Raw genomic sequence first — 21,240 nt, 5'->3', positions numbered from 1 at the left:
GCCCACCATTCCCAGTTCTCCCAACATCGTCAAGGTCGAATAAAGTCTCGATGCCCGGATTGCCTGGAGTTGGGTGATACATGGACGTACGACTGTGACCAAACCGCCACACCACGCGGCCCCTTGGGACTCACCGGCCGCACAGCAAAAAACAACTGCCCTCCGAGGAGGAGCAGTTGTCCGATGCTGCGAAGTGGCTACTTCTCCTGCTGCTTGCGCCAGCGGATGCCGGCCTCGAGGAAGCCGTCGATGTCGCCGTCCAGCACGCCGGTGGGGTTGCCGACCTCGAACTCGGTCCGCAGGTCCTTGACCATCTGGTAGGGGTGCAGGACGTACGAACGCATCTGGTTGCCCCAGGAGTTTCCGCCGTCGCCCTTGAGCGCGTCCATCTTGGCCTGCTCCTCCTGGCGGCGGCGCTCAAGGAGCTTGGCCTGGAGGACGTTCATCGCGGAGGCGCGGTTCTGGATCTGCGAGCGCTCGTTCTGGCAGGAGACGACGATGCCGGTCGGAAGGTGCGTCAGACGGACCGCGGAGTCGGTGGTGTTGACGCCCTGGCCACCGGGGCCGGAGGAGCGGTAGACGTCCACCCGCAGCTCGGACTCGTCGATCTCGATGTGGTCGGTCTTCTCGACGACGGGCAGCACCTCGACACCCGCGAACGAGGTCTGGCGGCGGCCCTGGTTGTCGAACGGCGAGATGCGCACCAGGCGGTGGGTGCCCTGCTCGACGGAGAGCGTGCCGTAGGCGTACGGCACCTGGACGGCGAAGGTGGTCGACTTGATGCCGGCCTCTTCGGCGTACGAGGTTTCGTAGAGCTCGGTCTTGTAGCCGTGGCGCTCGGCCCAGCGCATGTACATCCGCTGGAGCTTCTCGGCGAAGTCGGCGGCGTCCACACCGCCGGCCTCGGCGCGGATGTTGACCAGCGCCTCACGGGCGTCGTACTCGCCGGACAGCAGGGTGCGGACCTCCAGCTCGTCCACCGCCTTGCGGACGGCCGTCAGCTCCGCCTCGGCCTCTTCGCGGGCGTCGTCGTCGGCCTCGGCCTCGGCGAGCTCGAAGAGCACCTCCAGATCGTCGACCCGGCCGCGCAGTTCCTCGGCCCGGCGCAGCTGGCCCTGGAGGTAGGACAGCCGACTGGTGATCTTCTGCGCGCTCTCCGGGTCGTCCCACAGGGACGGCGCCGCGGCCTGCTCCTCGAGCACGGCGATATCGGCCCTCATCTTGTCGAGGTCCAGGACGGCCTCGATCGACCCCATGGTCGAGGAGAGGGACTTCAGCTCTTCGGATACATCGACGACTGCCACGCACCCAGCCTAACGGCTAGGACCGTCAGCGTGACCCGGCCCCGGCGGGACGGGCCCGCCGGGGTGGTCCCGCCGCAGGCCGGGCGCCCGCCGGAGGACGGTCACGGGGCGGCGGGACCGGGCTGGTGGACGCCTGGTTTCGCGTCGCCCGGCTCGTCGCCGCCCGAGGCGAGCCAGCCGCCGAGACCCGCGGCGACGACCACCGCCGCGGCGGCCGCGCCCAGCTTGATCCGGCGGCGGCGCACCGCCTCCGGTGACGAACGGTGCCGGGCCGACCCCGCTCTGCGCTCACCGGCCGCCCGCGGGGCCCGCGCGGTGCCGTGCGCACCGCCCGCCAGCTCGTCCGGGCCCGGCACCCGCATGCTCGTGTGGGTGTCGCGGTTGGAGTCCGGCGCCGCCCCCTGGACGAGCGGGACCGCGCCGCGCGGCGGGGTGTCCTCCCCGGAGGCGGCCGGGGAGTAGAGCGCCTCGTCGCGGGAGGCGGAGCCGGTGCCCGGCCGGCTGTCCTCGTCCTCCGGGTGCTCGCTGTCCGGCTCGTCGATGTCCAGCGGCGGGATACCGGCCAGGCCGGGGAGCATCTCGCGCAGCCGGGCGGCCAGTTCGGGGGCGCGCAGCCGGGAGGCGGGCGCCTTGGCCAGGCACTGGAGCAGCAGCTGCCACAGCTCGTCGGGGATGCCGGGCAGCGGCGCGACGCTCTCGGTGACATGGCGGCGCAGGACGGCCCCGGGGTGCCCGCCGCCGAAGGGCGTGAAGCCGGCGAGCAGCTCGTACAGGACGGTCGCCAGCGCGTAGACGTCGACGGAGGCGCGCGGCGGCAGGCCCTCGATGATCTCCGGCGCGAGGTAGTCGGGGGTGCCGATGACCTTCGTCGAGCGAAGCGAGAGGGAGGTCCCCCCGCCCGGAGGCTGGGGGAGGGTGCGGCGCGGCGAGTCGACGAGGCGGGCGATGCCGAAGTCGGTGAGCAGGGCGGGGTGCGCGCCACCGGGCCCGAGCGCGCCCTGCATGTCCAGCAGGACGTTCTCCGGCTTGACGTCGCGGTGCACGATCCGCGCGGCGTGCGCGGCGGCGAGGCCGTCGGCGACGTCGGCGGCGATCGCCACGGCGGCCTCGGGTGCCATCCGGCGCTCGCGCTCCAGGCGGGTGCGCAGGTCGGTGCCGCGGACGAGGTCCATGACGAGGGCGAGGTCGTTGCCGTCGACGACGAGGTCGCGGACGCCGACGACTTGGGGGTGGTCCAGGCTCAGCAGCGCCGTACGCTCCTGCACGAAGCGGCCGACGAGCTCCTGGTCGGAGGCGAGATCCTCACGCAACAGCTTGATGGCCACGGCCCCTTCGGGACCCTCGCCCAGCCATACCGTGCCGGCACTGCCGCGCCCCAGGATCTGGTGAGCGGTGTACCGGCTGCCGATCTTCCGTGCCAAGACTGCTCCGACGTGTCGGGCCCCGAGCGTCCTGCCGGGACTGAAGTTGGCGTCAAAGCTACGCGGGTGCCGGAGGGTTCAGTGCCCAGGAAGGCAGCAACCTTCACATCTGTACAGGAATTCGACCGCCAGGTGTCGACAAATCCACAGGGTTACCCGCGCGCCGTCGCCGGGTTCGCTCCGGCACCGACCGCGGAGACCGGCGCCGGGGTGGTGGGCCGGGCGTCGCGTCGACGGCCCGGCCACCGCGTCGTCGGCGTCGCGCCGCCGGCCGGGAAGCCGGGCTTCGGCAGGGTTCACGGCGCCGACGGGCTACGGGAGTTCACCGTGCGCGAGGCGGCCGTACGCCGCCGCTTCGCCGCTCCGCCCCCGGGAGTCTTGCTGAGGGGCCCGCGCGGGCCCCTCAGCGGAGCGCCTACTTACCGAACCCCTGGACGAAGTCCTTCACGCTGGTGAAGATGTCCGAGATCTGGCTGAAGAAGCTCTTGGTCGTGCCGAACCACTCCTGGAACGGGCCGTATTCCCAGGCCAGCCAGCTGCCCACGAAGAGGATGACCAGGACGAGCAGGCAGCCCTTCAGGCAGCCCAGGCCCGGGATCCGCATCGGGTTGGCGCTGCGCTGGCGGGGCTCACGCCGCGGCCGCGGCTCCCGGGCCGGCGGGCGCTCGGGTTCGTAGCGCTGCGGAGGCGGCTCCTGGCGGCGCTGCGGGGCCGGGGGCCGCTGCTGCGCCTGCGGCGGCTGCTGGGCGTACGGCGCCGGGGGCTGCTGCTGCCCCTGGTACTGCTGCGGCTGCTGTTGCGGCGGCGGACCGGCCGGACGGCGCTGGGGGCGGCGGCGCAGCGGGTCCTCGTCCGGGTTCAGGTACTGGACCTGGGTCTGTTCGTTGCGGTCGCGGGCCGCCCGCATCTGGTTCTCCCACGGGTGCGGCCCGTCGGGGTCCCCGCCGGGCGGGCCCGGGGGCACCGGCGGCATCGCCCGGGTCGGGTCGCCGCCGCCCTGGCCGTAGCCGTCCGAGGCGAAGCCCTGGGAGGCGAAGCCCTGCTGCGCCTGGCCGGGGTTCGGTCCGCCCGGACCACCCGCAGCGCCGGTGGCCGGCAGCACGCTGGTGGCCGCGGCCGGGTCGTAGGAGCCGGCATGGGACGGGAGCGCCTGGGTGGGGTCGGCGTCGCCGGTCCGGCCGGTGTCCGGGACCGCGGCGGGCGCCGGGTCGGGGGCGAGCAGCGCGGCCACACCGAGCGCGGCCTCGGCCTGGGCCGGGGTCGCGTGCACCCCGATGCCGGGCGCGAGGCTGCGCAGTGCGCGGGCCAGGCTCTCGGCGCTGGGGCGCTCCTCGGGCCGCTTGCGCAGACAGCGCTCTATGACCGTCCACAGCGGTTCGGGCACCGAGCCGGGGCGGCGCGGCTCCTCGCTGAGGTGGCGGTGCAGCACTTCCAGGGCGGTCGATCCGGCGAACGGCGGACGCCCGGTGACCAGTTCGTACAGCAGGATGCCGGCGCCGTAGATGTCCACGGCGGAGGTCTGGGGGCGGCCCTCGGCGGACTCCGGCGCCACATAGGCGGGGGTGCCGACGAATTCGTGGGTGCGGGTCAGGCCCGGGGAGTCGGCCAGGCGCGCGATGCCGAAGTCGGTCAGCATCGGGTGCATCTCGCCGTCGGCGTCCGAACCGGCGAGCAGGACGTTGGCGGGCTTGAGGTCGCGGTGCACGACGCCGTCGGCGTGGCTGGCGGCCAGCGCGTCGGCGATCTGCGCGGTGAGCAGCGAGGCCGCCACCGGGCTGAAGGGGCCGTTGTCGCGGAGATAGCGGTGCAGGTCGGGGCCGTCGACCAGGTCCATGACGAGGGCCAGCATGTCGCCCTCGACGACGAGGTCGCGGGTCCGCACGATGTTGGGGTGGGTCAGCCGCAGCAGGACGGAGCGCTCCCGCAGGAAGCGCATCACCACGTCCGCGTCGTGCGCCAGCTCCTCCTTGAGGACCTTGATCGCGACCGTTTCGCCGGGCTCTCCTGGCACGGCCGCCTCGGCGCCGGCCGTCTCCCGCTGGCGGGCACGCCAGACGGTGCCCGTGGCGCCGCGTCCCAGCGGTTCCTCGAGCAGGTACTTGCTGCCTACCGGCCGCACGTCATGCGCTCCCTGGTCGTGTGGATCTTCTTGCCCGGTCCGCTGGGTCAGCTCGCGGTCCGTCCGCCCCACTGTAGGCCGTCGTACAAGTCGATCCGATCGACAGCGGCGGCGGGGCTTGCGGGAAAGACGTGAGTTCCGGACAGATGGTTGCCAAGAGGGCGGGAGACGGGCCCCGAACGGGCCGCCGTGCCCCATTTCGCCGCCCGCAGCCGTCGCCGCAGCTGATCACGGAGATCCGAATCAGGCGTACACGGCACGCAACCAGGCTGTTTTTGGCCCGGGGAAGACCAATCAAGATCACTGAGTGGCGGTCGACGGGCGTGTTGTCAGCGGCAGGTGCGAGGATGCATCCAGCACGCATGCGGTGGGGGCGCGCGGTCTTTGTCGCGACGTGCACTAGGGACATGTACGTGCCGACGTGCTCGGGCGATGGCGGGGGAGTGAGCGCAGCCCCTGCCGGATTCCCGGCAGAAGGGACCGTTGACGGCGATGCAGATCCGGCTGACCGTCCTCGGGCCGCGCAGCGGCCACACCACCCGGGCCTGCGACGTGCTCGTGACGGCCCCCGCCGGGACCGCGCTGGCCTCGGTGGCCGGCGCGCTCGCCGCTTCGGTGGCGGGAGCCGGAGCGGACACCGGCGGTGGCAGCGGCCCGGTCGTGCTGTTCGCGGGGGCCGAGCGGCTCGATCCGCAGCGCGCGGCGATCGGTGAGCCGCCGCTGATCGACGGCGCGGTGCTGTCCCTCCAGGGCCCCGGCCCCGCCCCGGCGCACGGCCTGCCGCACGGCCCCGCCCGGCTGCGGGTCATCTCGGGCCCGGATGCCGGCGGCGTCCATCTGCTGCACGGCGGCCAGATCCGCATCGGCCGCTCCGCCGACGCCGATGTCCCCCTCGACGACCCGGATGTCTCCCGGCTGCACTGCGCGGTGACGGTCGAGCCGGACGGCTCGGTGCTCGTCGCCGACCTGCACTCCACGAACGGCACCGCCGTCGACGGCACCGACCTCGGCGAACAGCCCGTCCCGCTCCGCCCCGGCGCCCTGCTGCGGATCGGCGAATCCGCCCTGGCTCTCCAGGCCTCCCCCGATGCCCCGGACCCGGTGCTGCCGGCCACCCCCGACGGCGAGGGCCAGCTGCGGATCGCCCCGGAGGGGGCCGGCTCCCCTGCCCCCTCGGACGACGGCGCGGCGGCGGCACGGCAGGAGCAGGCGCGGTCCGACGGCCACGACGGACACGACGGACACGACGGGGCCCATGGGGCCTATGGGGCCGACGAGGCCGACGCGCGGGGCGGACCCGACAGGTACCGCGCGTACGACGACGGCTCCCCCGGCGGATACGGCGCGGGGGCGCGGGGCCCGCAGACACCGCGGGGCGCGCAGGTGCCGCACGCTTCCCCGCGCCTCCCTGGGGAGGAGGCCGCGCCCTCGGGGCCTCGGTTCGCGCCGCCGGGCGACGCCGGTCCGGGTGCCGGTGCGTGGCCCGTCCCGGAGGCCGGGCGGCCGGACGCCTACCAGCGCTTCCCCGAAGGACGCCCCCGGCACACACGGCCCGGGGACACCGCCGGCACGGCCGCTTCGGGCCATCCGGGCGTCCCCGGCGATCCGGGTGTGGCGGCCCGCCCCGGCATGGCCGACGTACCGCGCGCTCCGGGTTCCTGGGACGGCCCGGCCGACCCCTATGGCGCCGACGTCTTCGGCACTGACACTCCCCCGTCACCGGGTTCTCCGGTTACTCCGGCATCTCCCGGGTCCCAGGAACCCCTGGGACCCCTTACGGACGGGCCGTCCGCGGGGGGAGCCGCCGGGGCGTCCGCCGTCCCCTCGCCCAGGTCCGCCCACACCGCCCGCGCCCAGCAGGGAGGTCCGACCCGCAGGGACACCCCGCTGCGCGGCACCCCGGCGTACGGCACCGGCCACGGCACCTCGGGCGTCCCCCGTCCGGGCGGCCCCGGCCACCCGGGCTCCCCGTACACCGGCCCGCAGCACACCACCGCGGCCCCCGGTGGCCCGGCGTACGACGACCCGGCGCCCGGCGGCCCGGCACACCGCACCCCGGCCCACGGGACCACCGCCCCCGGCACCCCGGAGGACGGCACCGGTCCGGGCGTACGCGAGCGGGCGCTCGGCGTTCCGGCCGGGGCGCAGGAGCTGACGCACGGCGGTCAGCAGGAGCTGGCGCCCTCCGAGGGACCGGCCCGTAAGGGCGGTCGGCGCGGCGGGATCGGTGCGTGGGCGCGGCGGCTGGCCGGTGGCAGGCCCGCCCTGGAGGAGTCGGCGGATGTCCCGGCGCCCGTGCCCGAGGCGCCGGGCGAGGGGGCGGGCGGGATGTTCCCGGCCGGCGCCGGTGAGGCAGCGGCCGCGGCGCCTTCGGGGCCCGCGGCCCATGAACGCTGGCCGGATGCCGCCGCGGTGCTGCTGACCGCGCTCGGCCCCGGCCCCCGGCTCTGGGAGCGCGGCCAGGAGCACCCCGACGCGTTGACGGTGCGACTGGGGACGGCGAGCCGCGGCGGTGGCCGGGCCGCCGTGCCCGTCACCGTGGAGCTCCGCCGGGCCGGTTCCCTCGGGCTGGCCGGACCGCGTGCCCGGCTGGCCGGGCTGGCCCGTTCCGCGATCGCCCAGCTCGCCGCCCTGCACGCCCCCGGCACCCTTGAGATCGTGCTGATCAGCACGGACCGGTCGCGCAGCGCCGAGGAGCGGGTGGCCGACTGGTCCTGGCTGGGCTGGCTGCCGCAGGTCCGCCCGGCCCATGGCCAGGACTGCCGGCTGCTGCTCGCCTACGACAAGGAGCAGGCCGCGGCGCGTACGTCCGAGCTGGTGCGCCGGCTGGACGACGGAGTGCTGGGGCCCGGCTGGGCCAGTGCCGACCGCGCGGACGTCGCCTCCGCCGCCGCCCGCCACCGCGGCCCGTTCACCCTCGTGATCGTGGACGGCGACCTCGGTTCGTCGGCGCTGCGCGAGACGGCGGCCCGGCTCGCGGCGGGCGGCGCGGCGGCCGGTATCCACCTCGTCTGTCTGGCGGAGACGCCCGCCGCTTCGCCGGCCTTCCCGTTGACCGCGACGTATGAGGCGGCGCGGCGGGCGTCGCCGGCGTTCGGGGAGTGCGGGGCGGTGGCGGTGCTCAGCGGCGATGTCGCGACGGCGCTGCGCGTCGTGCAGCCGGGTTCCGGGCCGAACGGCACGGTCGCGACGGTGGACGCGGTCTCCGTCGCCTGGGCCGAGCGGTTCGCCCGTGCGCTGGCGCCGCTGCGCGAGGCCGACGCGACAGCCACGGTCGGCGGCACCACGGTGCATCGCGCGGCCGTTCCGCTGCCCGAATCCTCCCGGCTGCTGGACGAATTGGGGCTGGCCCGCGCGACCCCGGCCTCCTTGATGGCCCGTTGGGCCGCCGCCCTGGACACCGACCGGGCCGGCGCCCCCGCCGTGCTCGGCGCCGGTCCGCACGGCCCGCTCAGCGCCGATCTCGCCTGCGACGGCTCGCATCTCCTCCTGGAGGGCGGGGCGGCCACCGGCAAGACCGAGCTGCTGCGTTCGCTGGCCGCTTCGCTCGCCGCCGCCGACCGTCCCGATCTGTTGTCGGTGGTGCTGGTGGACGGCGGCGGCAGCGAGCGCGGTGAGGGCCTGCGGGTGTGCACGGACCTGCCGCATGTCACGACGTATCTCGCCGCCTCGGATCCGGTGCGGATGCGGGAGTTCGCGCAGGCGCTGTCCTCGGAGCTGAAGCGGCGCGCGGAAATACTGGCCGGGACGCCGTTCGCCGAGTGGCGCGCCAAGCATCTGCCGGCGCCGCGGATCATCGCGCCGCGGCGTACGACCGAGGGCACCACCGGTGCGCCGGCCGGCGAGCAGGATCCGATGACGACGCGGACGCTGCGGCTGCGCTCGCGCGAGGCGGAGCCGCCGGCGGACAGCGAGGCGGTCCCGATGCCGCGGCTGTTCGTGCTGGTCGACGACTTCGACGCGCTGGTCTCCCCGGCGCTGGGCAGCACCGGCCGGCCGTCGGCCGGTTCCGTGGTGCGGGCCCTGGAGGCGGTCGCCCGGGACGGCGCCGCGCTGGGCGTCCATCTGATAGCGGCGACCGGCCATCCGGACCGTACGGCCGACACCGCGACGAGTGAACGTGCCGGTCTGCGCGTCCAGTTGGGGGCGGCCTCCGGCGCTCTTGACCCGGCGGACCCGGTGCCGCCGGGCCGTGGTCGGCTGCACCGCGCGCAGGACGGTTCCTCGACCCCGTTCCAGGCGGGCCGGGTGACGGGACGGATTCCCCGGACCTCCACCCTGCGGCCGACGGTCGTGCCGCTGGAGTGGCAGCGGATGGGTGACCCGCCGGCCCGGCGTCCGCTGCGTGAGCTGGGCAACGGCCCGACGGACCTGGCCCTGCTGGCCAGCGCGCTCCAGCGGGCCGCCCAGTCCTCGGGCGCCGCGTCCGCACCGCCGCTGCTGTGAGCGAGGGGGCGGGGCGACGCCGTCCCCTCCCCCGCCCCGTAACAGCACCATCACGAAAGGCGGGTTGACGTGGATCGCGGTATTGCGGCGCCGGTGATCAGGGCGTAGGACTGTCGCACACCCGCACGGCGCGACCGCGAACCGCGCTGCGCACCGCGGCGCGGCGACGTCATGGCATCGGCACCGGCACCGGCACCGCGCGGCGGCCGGACGACGCCGGCGCACCACACCACGCGCCGCGGCATCACACGCACCATCGATCGGCACCACCGCTCGGCACGCTCGGCACCACCGCAGGGCACGGCAGGCGCAGCGATAAGGGGCTACGGGGATGCGCACACGACTCGACCGCACGGCCGCACGCGCCAGGACCACACGCGCCGGGACGGCACGGGGCGCCACCACACGCACCACCACCGCACTCGCGGCGACGGCTGCCCTGGCCCTCGCGCTCGCCGCCTGTGGCAGCGGTGGCGGCACGAAGGACGACGACGGTGGTGGCGGCCGGGGCGGCAGCACCGCGCCCACGGTCGAACTCCCCCGCCTCAAGGGCCAGAAGCTCCAGGTCACCGCGGTCTGGACGGGCCCTGAGCGGGAGAATTTCGTCAAGGTGCTCGACGAGTTCGAGGAGCGCACGGGCGCCGAGGTCGACTTCGTGCCGAGCGGCGACGACATGGCCGGCTTCGTCGGATCCAAGATCGCGGGCGGCGGTCCGCCGGACGTGGCGATGCTCCAACAGGTGGGCGTGCTCAACGAGTTCGCGCAGAAGGGCTGGCTCAAGCCGCTCGGCGCGACGGCCAAGGCGCAGCTCGCCAAGAACTACACCAAGGGCTGGCAGGACCTCGGCGCCCACAAGGGCACGCCGTACGGCGTGTATTTCAAGGCCAGCAACAAATCGCTGGTCTGGTACAACACCCAGGCGTTCGAGAACGCGGGCGCCCAGGAGCCGAAGACCTGGAAGGACTTCCTCACCACCGCGCGGACCCTCGCCGAGTCCGGTGTCGAGCCGGTCTCGGTCGGCGGTTCGGACGGGTGGACGCTCACCGACTGGTTCGAGAACATCTATCTCTCCCAGGCGGGCCCCGAGAAGTACGACCAACTGGCGCAGCACAAGATCAAGTGGACCGATCCGTCCGTCAAGCAGGCACTGACCACCCTCGGCCAGCTCTTCGGACGGAAGGATCTGCTCGCGGGCGGCAATGCGGGCGCGCTGCAGACGGACTTCCCGACGTCGGTGACCCAGACCTTCAGCGGCGGCGACACCCCGAAGGCCGCGATGGTCTCCTCGGCCGACTACGCCGCCGCCAACATCACCCAGACCAAGTCCAAGGTCGGCACGGACGCCAAGGTGTTCCCGTTCCCGGCGGTGGGTGCCGAGTCCCCGGTGGTGACCGGCGGCGATGTGGCCGTCGCGCTCAAGGACAGCAAGGCCTCACAGGCGCTGCTGACCTTCCTGGCGTCGACGGACGCGGCCAAGATCTGGGCGCAGGCCGGCGGTTTCATCTCGCCCAACAAGAAGCTGGACCAGGCGGCGTACGCCAACGACGTGCTGCGCAAGATCGCCAAGGCGCTGATCGCGGCGGGCGACGACTTCCGCTTCGACATGTCCGACCAGGCGCCGGCCTCCTTCGGCGGCAAGCCGGGCCAGGGCGAGTGGAAGGACCTGCAGGACTTCCTGAAGAGCCCCAAGGACATCGCGGGCGCCCAGGCGCAGCTGGAGAAGGACGCCGCCAAGTCGTTCGGACAGTGAGATGGAGGGCCGTGACGTGACGGGCCGCGACACCGCGGACGGTGGCATACGGGCCGGTGGCGCAGAGGCCGTTGACCCAGCGGGCGCCGGCGGCACCCGGCGCGCCCCGCAAAAGCGGCGCGGCAGCCGCCTGCTGGGCACCCGCCCCTGGGTCGCGGCAGCGTTCTTGCTGCCCGCCCTGGTGCTGCTGGGCGCGCTGGTCGTCTATCCGATCGTGTTCTCCGTCTACCGCAGTCTGTTCGACGCGTCCGGGGACGGATTCGTCGGGCTGGGCAACTACGGCGAGATGTTCTCGGACGACGGCATCCGTACCGCGCTGAAGAACAACATCATCTGGGTCGTGGTCGCGCCGACCGTGTCGACGGCGCTCGGCCTGATCTTCGCGGTGCTGACCGAGCGGATCCGCTGGGGCACCGCCTTCAAGCTGATCGTCTTCATGCCGATGGCGATCTCCATGCTGGCGGCCGGCATCATCTTCCGGCTGGTCTACGACCAGGATCCGGAGCGCGGCGTCGCCAACGCGGTGTGGACGAGCGTGCACGACACCTTCGCCGAGCCGGCGCCGTTCCCCGGCGCCAAACCGCGGCCCACCGCCGCCCTCCGGCCCTCCGGCGGCGGCGCCTTCACCACGAAGTCGCCGGTGCACGCCGGGGGTCCGGCGTCGTCGGTGAATCTGCCGCTGGTCGCCGTCCAGCAGGACGATGTCCGCACGGCGAAGCCGGCGGCGGCCGCGACACCGCGGCCGGGCAGGATCACCGGCACCGTCTGGCTGGACTTCACCCGCGGCGGCGGTGGCCGGATGGACGTCATCGACGCCAAGGAGAAGGCGCTCGCCGGGCTGACGGTCGAGGCGGTCAAGGGCGGCAGGGTGGTCGCCTCCGCGACGACGGCGGCCGACGGGACGTACGCGCTGCCCGCCGGCAAGGCCGACGGCGCCCGGCTCCGGCTGCCCGCCGCGAACTTCGCCGAGGCCTATCAGGGCGTCGACTGGCTGGGGCCGTCCCTGGTCACTCCGGCCATCATCGGCAGCTACGTCTGGATGTGGGCCGGGTTCGCGATGGTGTTGATCGCGGCGGGGCTTGCGGGGATGCCGCGGGAGCTGCTGGAGGCGGCGCGGGTGGACGGCGCGAGCGAATGGCAGGTCTTCCGGCGGATCACGGTGCCGCTGCTGGCACCGGTCCTGGTGGTCGTGCTGGTCACGCTCATGATCAATGTCCTGAAGATCTTCGATCTGGTCTACATCATCGCGCCGGGCGCCAGCGTCAGGTCCGCCAATGTGCTCGCGCTCCAGCTCTTCCAGTCGTCGTTCGGTACGGATGTCGACGAGGGCCTGGGGAGTGCGATCGCCGTATTCCTGCTGCTGCTCGTGATGCCGGTGATGTACGTCAATCTCCGGCGCATACGGAAGGAGCGTCGCCGATGACGACCGTGGACGGTGTCGCCCCGGGCGGGCGCGCGGACACCTCCGCCGCACCCGCCGTACGGCCCGAGCGGTCGTGGGCGACCCGGCTCGCGGCCCGGACCGGCGGCGGCGTGCTGCGGATCGCGCTGATCCTGGTGGCCCTCTTCTGGCTGATGCCCAGCATCGGGCTGCTGCTGTCGTCGCTGCGCAGCCCGCAGCAGATCGCCGAGTCCGGCTGGTGGCAGGTCTTCAGCGAACCCGCCCAGATCACCTGGGACAACTACAGTCAGCTGCTGTCCAACGACAAGGTGATGGGCTCGCTGCTGACCACCGCGGCGATCACGGTGCCGGCGACGGTGCTGGTGGTCGTCATCGGGTCGCTGGCCGGCTACGCCTTCGCCTGGATGGACTTCCGCGGCCGGGACACCTGGTTCCTGGTCGTCGTGGGGCTGCTGGTGGTCCCCGTCCAGGTGGCGCTGATCCCGGTGGCCAAGCTCTTCGGAGCGGTCGGGCTGTTCGAGACGACGGCCGGGGTGATCCTCTTCCATACGGCCTTCGGCCTGCCGTTCGCGGTGTTCCTGCTGCGCAACTTCTTCGCGGAGATTCCGCGCGAGCTGCTGGAGGCGGCCCGGCTGGACGGGGCGGGCGAACTGCGGCTGTTCACGCGGGTGGTGATGCCGCTGGGCGGGCCCGCGATCGCCTCGCTGGGGATCTTCCAGTTCCTGTGGGTGTGGAACGACATGCTGATCGCGTTGATCTTCGCGGACAGCGGCAGTCCGCCGGTGACCGTGGCCCTCCAGCAGGAGGTGCGGCAGTTCGGCAACAACATCGATGTGCTGGCGCCGGGGGCGTTCGTGTCGATGGTGGTGCCGCTGATCGTCTTCTTCGCCTTCCAGCGGCAGTTCGTCTCCGGCGTGATGGCGGGCGCGGTGAAGTAACCGGAACACGGTGCCGCCACGCCATCTTCCGTTCATGTCGCTTTGCCTACGATGGCGGCCGATGACGCTCACCGCGTGACACGCAGGGTGCGCCAGGGGTTCGTCGTGGACTCTGCCGACGGTGTGCGTACGTTCCCGTGGCGGGCCGGGGCACGGCGGGCCCGCGCGGGTTTCGTGCCGGCGAGCAACCGGCCAGGCGCCGGGCTCCTCCACAACAGCAGATTCCGCGCCTCACCTTTCGTATCTCCACGCGTGCACATCGCCATGGATTCCCGATCGTCTGGAGACGGACCGCACATGACTGCCCCGACCGCAGACCAGAGTGCCGAACAACTCCCGCGCCCCACCCGGCTGTCCGACGTCAAGGGCTGGCTGTTCACCACCGACCAGCTGCTCTTCGACTGGTTCCTCGCGCATCAGCGGGACCGGTCCGCGTCCGGCGACCTGCTCGAACTGGGCGCGTACATGGGCAAGAGCGCGATCTTCCTGGGGGCCCGGCTGGGCGAGGACGAGCGCTTCACGGTCTGCGACCTCTTCGACTCCCCCGCCGGGGACGACTCCAACTCCCAGGAGATGAAGCGGTCCTACTCGACGCTGACCCGGCGCGCCTTCGAGGCGAACTACCTCTCGTTCCACGACGAGCTGCCCACCGTCCTGCAGGGCCTCACCTCGATCATCCGTGAGCATGTCGAGGACGACACGGTGCGCTTCGCGCACATCGACGCCTCGCATCTCTACGAGCATGTGCACGCCGACATCCTCGCGGTGCGCGAGCTGCTCAAGGACGACGGGGTCGTCGCGCTGGACGACTACCGCGCCGAGCACTGCCCCGGCGTCGCCGCCGCCACCTGGCAGGCCGTGGCGAACGAGGGCCTGCGCCCCATCTGCATATCCGGCACCAAGTTCTACGGGACCTGGGGCGACCCCGAGCCCTACCGGACCGCGCTGGTGGAGTGGATCAAGGCCACCGGCGGCATCTGGCACGAAGTGCAGTACATCAACGACGCCCCGATCATCCGGCTGAGCGCCAAGGCCGCCGCGGACCCCGAGCAGCCGGTCTCCCGCCACCGGGCGAAGCCCGCAACCAAGCGGCCGGCCGCCACCGGGCCGAAGGCGTCCGCGGCCCGCCCCGCCCCGCGGCACCCGGCGCGGGGCCTCGCGCTGGATCTGCTGCCGCCGATCGTCACCCGGGCCCTCGTCAACGCCCGCAGGAAGCGGAAGGCCCCGGCGGGCCGCTGAGGCCGGGAAGGGGCAGGTGCCGCCCTCTACCGCGGCACCTGCCCGACCAGCACGAACACATTGCGGCGCAGCAGTTTCCCGGCCGAGCGCGGCAGCGGGTAGGAGTACGTACGCCGGACGGCCAGGCCCGCGGACCGGGCGAAGGCGCGCAGCAGGGGGAAGTCGGTGAAGCGGACCGCGGCTTCCTCGGCGCGCTGCCCGGCCTCCTGCGGGGTGATCAGCAGCACGCCGCCGCCGGGCCGCACATACGGCACGTAGGCCCGCAGCAGCCCCTCCACCTGCTCGTCGTCCAGCTGCTCCAGCACATGGGCGGACAGCAGCGCGTCGAAGGCGCCGGGCCGGGCGTGCGGGCTCGCGAGGAAGGCGTCGGCGGTGTAGGCGGTCAGCCCCCGGGCCCGGCACCGTTCGACGGACCGCGGGTCGTGGTCCACGCCGACGCTGCCGGGCGCGCAGCCCGTGAGGGTGTCGCCGGTGCCGCAGCCGATCTCCAGCACCCGCCCGGTGCCGATCCGCCGCAGCTGCCTGCGGTACGGAGCCCCGGCGGGCAGCAGGCGCGCGGCGCCGGTACGCACCCCGGAGGGCAGCCGCGCGGTGGAGGCGTGCGGAGCGGTGCCGGCGGTGTCCGCGCTCCGGGGGCCGCGCGGGGCGCTCTCGGTGCGGGGTGCGGGGGCTTCGGGGCTGCCGGTGGTGGCGGAGCTGTCGGTTCGGCCGGACATCGGGTCGCGGTCACCTTCCCTGAGGGGCACGGCGCGGCGGCGCCGACGGTTACGGCATCGGGTCTACGGCATCGGAGCGGGCCCGCCCGTACGGCGCGCCGACCCGGGCCACCGCAACTCCCCTCCACGGCGGCGCCCGCCGGGGCCCCGCCGGCGGTCCGCCTCACCCTTTCAGCGCAGATCCGGTGACCGTGCCGCCGATGGGCGAGTTGAACGGCCCGTCCCGTGATTCGCCTGTTCGGAAAGGCTTGGTCCGCGCGCATGAAGCCTCGGCTCACCGTCGTCGTCCCGGTCCATCGCATCGAGGGGTCCGAGCGGAATATGGAGGAGTGCCTGGAGTCGGTCGCGGCCCAGACGCTGCCCGATCTGGATGTGGTCATGGTCGCGGCCGGCCTTGCCGAGGACCCCGGCGGGGCGGCACAACCGTCCGCCGACGGCGCGGCCGACGCCCCCTCCCCGGAGGACGCGCCGCTTCTCCTCGCCCGCCGCTTCGCCGAACGGGACCCGCGGTTCCGGATCGTCCACCACCACCGGCCGGCCGGCCCCGCCGCCGGCCCGCCGCCCGGCCCCGGCGCGCTGCGCAACACCGGCGCCCGGCACGCCTATCCGCACACCGCGTACCTGGCCTTCCTCGACCCGGACGATGTGCTGCTGCCGCGCGCGTACGAGGACCTGGTCGGCCTGCTGGAGAGGTCCGGGTCGGACCTGGCGACCGGCAATGTCTATCTGCTCGGCGCGGCGGGCCGCAGCCAGTCCCGGCATCACCCGGCCGCCCGCGAGACGGCGCTGCGCACGCATGTCGCCGACGACCGCACGCTGCTGTCCGACCATTTCGCCCGCAACAAGGTCTTCCGCCGCGCCTTCTGGGACCGCCATGAACTCGCCTTCCCCGAGGGCGAGTTCTGCGAGGACGCGGTGGTGACGCTGCCCGCCCACTTCCTCGCCGACGCGGTCGACGTCCTGCACGAACACGTCTGCTACCGGCGCCTGCCCCGCGCCCACCCCGCCCGCACCGACGTCCGCGCCGTACGGGAGCGCTTCGCGGCGGTGGCGGGCGTGCGGGCGTTCCTCGCCGACCCGGCCCGTCCCCGCTGGACCGCCTACCGCAGCGACTACGACCGGGCGCAGCTCACCGACGGCCTGCTGGACCTGGTCGAGTCGCTGCCGGCGGCCACACCGCAGTGCCGCACCGCCTTCCTGGACTGCGCCCGCGACTTCCTGGCCCGCGTCGACCCGCGGCTGTTCCCCGCGCTGTCCGTGGAGCTGCGGATGCGCTGGTATCTGATCCGCACCGGACGGCTCGACGACCTGCTCACGCTGCTCGCCCACGAGGCCCGCAACCCGGGCGGCTTCACCGTCGCCGGGCCGCCGCTGCGCAAGCGCGCGGTGCTGCCGCTCACGCCACCGCTCGCACTCCCACCGGGCGTGACGCGGTTGGAGCGGGCGGACTTCCCCGTACGGGCGCAGGTCCATGAGGCGGAGTGGCGGGGCGGGATGCTGCATCTGCGCGGCCACGCCTACCTCCGCAATCTGGACGCCGCGACCCGGCACAGCTACCTCCGAACGGTGCTGCTGACCCAGGGGCGGCGCCGGATCCTGCTGCCGCTGCGGCCGGTGGCGATGCCGGAGGTCACCGCGGACTCCGGCCAGGAGCAGCACTGTTACGACTGGTCGGGCTTCGAGGTGGCGCTCGATCCGGGGCGGCTGCGCAGGGGCGGGCGCTGGGAGCCGGGCGAGTGGAGTGTCGGGGTGATCGTCGCGTCGGCGGGGGTGGTGCGGGCGGCGCCGCTGCGCGCCCCGGACACCGGCTCCGGCGCCGCGCCGCGCACCCTGGAGGTGGCCGGGGAGGACGGCGCGGCGGAGGTACGCCTCACGCCCCGGTACGCGGACGGGCGGCTCCGGCTGTCCGTGGAGCGCCCCACCCGCCGGCTGGCCGGTCACCGCGCGGTGCCGGGCGGCGCGCTGGATCTCACGGTCACGGCACCGGGTACGCCGCCGTCCGCACTGCGGCTGACCCACCAGGGGACGGGCACGGTGGTGTCGTTCCCGGTGGAGGAGGGGACGGAGGGCCACGGGGACGGGACGGCCGCCGCGGCCCCGCCCCGCCTCACCGTCCGCATCCGGCTGGACGCGCTCGCCGCCGCCCGCCCCACGCGTGACGGTGCCCCGCGCGCGATCGCGCCGGCGCACACCGAGACCTGGCTGCCGGAACTGGTACTGCCCGACGGCGGCACCGACACGATCGCCTGCGCGCCGGACCTCGCCCCCGTCGCCCATCCGCTCTCGCACGGCCGCGAGCTGGTCGTGGCGGCCGGTGCCGGCGGGAATCTGCTGCTGCACGACCGCACCCCGCAGCCGTTCCTGGACCGGTTCTTCTGGCGCGCGGACGGCACCCTGCTGGTGGGCGGCCTGCTGCCGGACGCCGCGCCGCACGCCACCGAGCTGGTCCTCAAACACGGTGCGCACGCCACCGAGGCGGTCTTCCCCGCTACCCATGACGACGGCCGGTTCCACGGCGCGCTGCCGCTGGCCGCCCTCGACTCGCTGGCCGGCCCGGTCCCGCTGCGCGAGGGCCGCTGGACCCTGCATCTGCGCGAACGCGGCGCTCTGGGCACGGCTCTCGACGCCCCGGTCCGCTTCGCGCCCGCCGTCCTCGACGGTCTGCCCGCCTCCCGGACGGTCCACGGCAAGCCGCTCACCCTGGACCGGCACCGGCACGACGAGGCGTTCGTGGCGGCGGGCCCGGCGCTGCCCGCCACCGACCGCGGCCCCTACCGCCGCCGGGTCCTGCGCGAGGAGCACTATCCGCTGCACCGCTCCCGCCCGCTGCGCGACACCGTCCTCTACAGCAGCTTCGGCGGCCGGGCGTACGGGGACTCGCCGCGCGCCGTGCATGAGGAACTGGTGCGCCGGGGCATGGATGTGGAGCATCTGTGGGCGGTCCGCGACGCGCAGACGCCGGTGCCGGGCAGCGCCCGTGCCGTGGTGGTGGGCAGCGCGGAGTGGCATGGCGCGCTGGCGCACAGCCGCTGGGTGGTCACCAACACCCATCTGCCGTCGTGGTTCACCCGCCGCAGCGGCCAGACCGTCGTCCAGACCTGGCACGGCACCCCGCTCAAGCGGATCGGCGCGGACCTGGCCGGCACGCTGTGCGCGGGGCTCCCCCACCTGGCGCCGCGCCCCCGGGCCGACCGGCAGTGGAGCGTGCTGCTGTCGCCCAACGGGCACAGCACACCGGTGCTGGGCTCCGCGCTCGGCTACTCCGGCGAGCTGCTGGAGACCGGGCTGCCGCGCACCGACGCGCTGCTCGCCGCGGACCGCGAGCACACCGCTGCCGCCGTACGCGCCCGGCTCGGCATCCCGGACGGCCGCACGGTGGTGCTGTACGCGCCGACGCCCCGCGACGATCTCGCCTACGACGCCCGCCACCACCGGCTGCATCTGCCGCTCGACCTGGACGCGGCCCGGCAGGCACTGGGCACCGATCACGTCCTGCTGGTGCGCAGTCATCCGCTGGTCGCCGACCGGCTGCCGGCCCACCACGCCCCGTTCGCGCGCGACGTCTCCACCCACCCGGACGCCACCGAGCTGCTGCTGGCGGCGGACGTGCTGGTCACCGACTATTCGTCGCTGGCCGCCGACTTCGCCAACACCGGGCGCCCGATGCTGTTCCTGACCCCGGACCTGCCGCACTACCGCGACTCGCTGCGCGGCTTCACCCTCGACTTCGAGGCCCGGGCGCCGGGGCCGCTGCTCACCTCGACGGGTGAACTGATCGACGCGCTGGGTGACTTGGAGGCGATCGGCCGGGCCGGCGCGGACGCGTACGCGGACTTCCGGGAGACGTTCTGCCACCGGGACGACGGCGGGGCGGCGGGCCGGGTCGCGGACCTGCTGGCGCAGTGAACGGGGGCCCGTCACCGGGTGGCGGGCCCCGCGCGGCAAGCCGGCGGCGCGCATATCGGCATCGTGCGGCGTTCGCGTCGTTACAGCATGTGCGGGCGTCCTCACGGGGCCATGCGCACCCCAAGGCCGGCGTTCGAAGCCGTCACAAGACGGCGATCACGGGAGAAAACCGTGCCGTCGGGTGCAACCCAGCGACGGGATTCGCCCTCTGAATCATCGGATATGGAGACCGGATCCCGTTCGAAGCCCAGAGTTGCTGTCGACACGAAATGTAGATTTAGTGACTGTGAAAGAAGCCCTTGAGCCACGGCCTGGGCCCACCATCACGCCCACCGCGCAGGTCAGCATCGTCGTCATCGCCTTCAACGATGCCGCCCATGTCTCCGATGCCGTGCGCTCCGCTCTGGCGCAGGGAGCCCCCGGACAGACGGTCACCGAGGTGATCGCGGTCAACGACGCCTCCACCGACGGCACCGGCGCCGCCCTGGACGCCCTCGCCCGCGCCGAACCCCGGCTGCGGGTCATCCACCGCGCCGAGAACAGCGGCGGCTGCGGCACCCCGCGCAACGACGGCCTGCGCGCCGCCGGCGGCCGCTTCGTGATGTTCCTGGACAGCGACGACGTACTGCCCCCGGGCTCGGCCGAGGCGCTGCTGACCGCCGCGCTGCGGCACGGCACCCCGGTCACCGCGGGCGCCTGCGTACGCCGCGAACTGCCCGCCCGCCGTGACGTCCCCTGGCAGCCCGCCCTCTACCGCGAGGCGGCCGTGCACGGCTCCCCCGAGACCAGCCCCCAGCTGGTCCGGGACACGCTGTGCGTCAACAAGCTCTACGACCGGGCGTTCCTCGCCGAGCACGGCATCGTCTTCCCCGAAGGCCGCTACACCTACGAGGACTTCGTGTTCACCGCGAAGGTGCTGGCCGCCGCCCCGCGGGTGGCGACGATCCCCGACAGCGTCTACGTCTGGCACGTCCGCCGCTCCGCCGCCCGCCAGTCCATCTCGCTGGACCGCAAGGACGTCGCGAACTGGCAGGCGCGGATCGACGCGCACCGCACCAGCGTGCGGATCTTCAAGGACGCCGGCCTCAAGGCACTGGCACACGCCGCCGACACCAAATTCCTCGACCACGACCTGCGGATGTACGTCCGCGAGCTGCACACCCGCGGCGCGGACTACCGCACCGAGTGGTGGCACCTGACCCGCGACTACCTGACCGGCTTCGACGAGGCCGATCTGCACGCAGCCCGCGCCCCGGCCCGCTGGCTGGCCCGGGTCGTGCTCGCCTCGCCCGACCCGCGCGACCTGGACCGCCTCACCCAGCTCGCGGCCCGCCCCGGCCGGCTGCTGCCCCCGTACGCGGAGGCGGACGGCCACCCGGTGTGGTCCGCCGATCTGCCCGGCGTCGAACTCGACGCACTCGGCACCAAGCCGATGCACCGGCTTCCGGTGGCCATCGACGCGGAGCCGGTCATCGGCACCCGCAGCGTGCTGCGGGTGCGCGTCCACGAGATGTACGGGCGGCTGGCCGCCGCCGAACCGACCGGCATCGACATCGAGCTGCGGCGCCGCACCGACGACCGGCGCGGCCCGGTGCACACCGCCGCGCTCACCGCGATCCCGGCCGGCCCCGGCTCCGGCGCCTGCTGGACCGCCGAGGTGGTGCTGGACCTCGCGGCGCTGACCGACCGCGGCGAGAGCCGCTCGGCCGACCCCGAGCCGTGGGACCTGATGGCCGAGGTGAGCTGCGCGGACGGTTCGAGCTTCCGCGCCTCGCTGCGCGCCGTCGGCCCGGGACTGCGCCGCCGCGTCCTGCCCAGCCGCCGGCACGCCGTCCTGCTGGCCCAGCCCTACGCGACGACCGGCGGTGCGCTCGCCCTGCGCGTGGCATCAGGCCTGCGCAGCGTCTGGCGCATCGCGGCCCGCCGGCTGCGCCGCTGACCGTCGCGCGCCGCGCTGCCCCGTCCCTACGTCCCCGTTTCCCGTCCCCCGAGCCTAGGA

Annotated in this window: 11 protein-coding genes; 7 read left to right on the top strand and 4 right to left on the bottom strand. The window is 74.1% G+C overall.

Annotated features, from left to right (window positions below):
* Nucleotides 1–197: 197 nt before the first annotated feature.
* The 3 genes from prfB to ACIRQ7_RS27355 all read right to left on the bottom strand — a co-directional run bounded on the left by prfB (nt 198) and on the right by ACIRQ7_RS27355 (nt 4,844).
* The gene (gene prfB, locus ACIRQ7_RS27365; protein WP_404265337.1) at nt 198–1,304 is read right to left on the bottom strand and encodes a peptide chain release factor 2; all 1,107 of its coding nucleotides are present in this window, start codon (nt 1,302–1,304) and stop codon (nt 198–200) included.
* A gap of 101 nt (nt 1,305–1,405) precedes the next feature.
* Nucleotides 1,406–2,725, bottom strand: coding sequence for a protein kinase (locus ACIRQ7_RS27360; protein ID WP_404265336.1), 1,320 nt, complete (start codon nt 2,723–2,725; stop codon nt 1,406–1,408).
* Between the two features lie 415 nt (nt 2,726–3,140).
* Nucleotides 3,141–4,844 (bottom strand): serine/threonine-protein kinase, encoded by a 1,704-nt coding sequence (locus ACIRQ7_RS27355; protein WP_404265335.1) that lies wholly within the window; start codon nt 4,842–4,844, stop codon nt 3,141–3,143.
* 492 nt (nt 4,845–5,336) lie between these two features.
* Between ACIRQ7_RS27355 and ACIRQ7_RS27350 the strand changes: the two genes are divergently transcribed.
* The 5 genes from ACIRQ7_RS27350 (at nt 5,337) to ACIRQ7_RS27330 (ending at nt 14,619) form a co-directional block, all read left to right on the top strand.
* A complete protein-coding gene (locus ACIRQ7_RS27350; RefSeq protein ID WP_404265620.1) occupies nt 5,337–9,290 on the top strand; it encodes an FHA domain-containing protein in 3,954 nt (1,317 codons plus the stop codon).
* A gap of 331 nt (nt 9,291–9,621) precedes the next feature.
* The gene (locus ACIRQ7_RS27345) at nt 9,622–11,040 is read left to right on the top strand and encodes an ABC transporter substrate-binding protein (protein ID WP_404265334.1); all 1,419 of its coding nucleotides are present in this window, start codon (nt 9,622–9,624) and stop codon (nt 11,038–11,040) included.
* A gap of 16 nt (nt 11,041–11,056) precedes the next feature.
* Nucleotides 11,057–12,463, top strand: coding sequence for a carbohydrate ABC transporter permease (locus ACIRQ7_RS27340; RefSeq protein WP_404265333.1), 1,407 nt, complete (start codon nt 11,057–11,059; stop codon nt 12,461–12,463).
* On the top strand, nt 12,460–13,380 hold the full coding sequence (locus ACIRQ7_RS27335; protein WP_404265332.1) for a carbohydrate ABC transporter permease: 921 nt from the start codon (nt 12,460–12,462) through the stop codon (nt 13,378–13,380). Before ACIRQ7_RS27340 ends, ACIRQ7_RS27335 begins: the two co-directional genes overlap by 4 nt.
* 297 nt (nt 13,381–13,677) lie before the next feature.
* Nucleotides 13,678–14,619 carry a class I SAM-dependent methyltransferase gene (locus tag ACIRQ7_RS27330; RefSeq protein ID WP_404265331.1) on the top strand — a complete coding sequence of 314 codons (942 nt, stop codon included), beginning with the start codon at nt 13,678–13,680 and terminating at the stop codon, nt 14,617–14,619.
* A 26-nt stretch (nt 14,620–14,645) separates the two neighbouring features.
* Here ACIRQ7_RS27330 and ACIRQ7_RS27325 read toward each other — a convergent pair whose 3' ends face one another.
* The gene (locus tag ACIRQ7_RS27325; RefSeq protein WP_404265330.1) at nt 14,646–15,335 is read right to left on the bottom strand and encodes a class I SAM-dependent methyltransferase; all 690 of its coding nucleotides are present in this window, start codon (nt 15,333–15,335) and stop codon (nt 14,646–14,648) included.
* A 261-nt stretch (nt 15,336–15,596) separates the two neighbouring features.
* Here ACIRQ7_RS27325 and ACIRQ7_RS27320 point away from each other — a divergent pair, with 261 nt between their 5' ends.
* Together ACIRQ7_RS27320 and ACIRQ7_RS27315 are read left to right on the top strand one after the other, a co-directional pair.
* Nucleotides 15,597–19,241, top strand: coding sequence for a CDP-glycerol glycerophosphotransferase family protein (locus ACIRQ7_RS27320; protein WP_404265329.1), 3,645 nt, complete (start codon nt 15,597–15,599; stop codon nt 19,239–19,241).
* Nucleotides 19,242–19,527: 286 nt separating this feature from the next.
* Nucleotides 19,528–21,180: a glycosyltransferase family 2 protein gene (locus ACIRQ7_RS27315; protein ID WP_404265328.1), complete on the top strand. Its 1,653-nt coding sequence runs from the start codon at nt 19,528–19,530 to the stop codon at nt 21,178–21,180.
* Nucleotides 21,181–21,240 lie beyond the last annotated feature (60 nt).

It is taken from the genome of Streptomyces sp. NPDC101393 (assembly GCF_044767385.1).
In the GTDB taxonomy this organism is placed as follows: Bacteria; Actinomycetota; Actinomycetes; order Streptomycetales; family Streptomycetaceae; genus Streptomyces.
The sequence above is the reverse complement of the archived record's forward strand: the minus strand, read 5'-3'. Positions and strand labels throughout refer to the sequence as shown.

Coding starts and splice junctions, on each gene's coding strand:
- ACIRQ7_RS27350 (WP_404265620.1), top strand. CDS start 5,337: ATGCAGATCCGGCTGACCGTCCTCGGGCCGCGCAGCGGCCACACCACC.
- ACIRQ7_RS27345 (WP_404265334.1), top strand. CDS start 9,622: ATGCGCACACGACTCGACCGCACGGCCGCACGCGCCAGGACCACACGC.
- ACIRQ7_RS27335 (WP_404265332.1), top strand. CDS start 12,460: ATGACGACCGTGGACGGTGTCGCCCCGGGCGGGCGCGCGGACACCTCC.
- ACIRQ7_RS27330 (WP_404265331.1), top strand. CDS start 13,678: ATGACTGCCCCGACCGCAGACCAGAGTGCCGAACAACTCCCGCGCCCC.
- ACIRQ7_RS27325 (WP_404265330.1), bottom strand. CDS start 15,335: ATGTCCGGCCGAACCGACAGCTCCGCCACCACCGGCAGCCCCGAAGCC.
- ACIRQ7_RS27320 (WP_404265329.1), top strand. CDS start 15,597: ATGAAGCCTCGGCTCACCGTCGTCGTCCCGGTCCATCGCATCGAGGGG.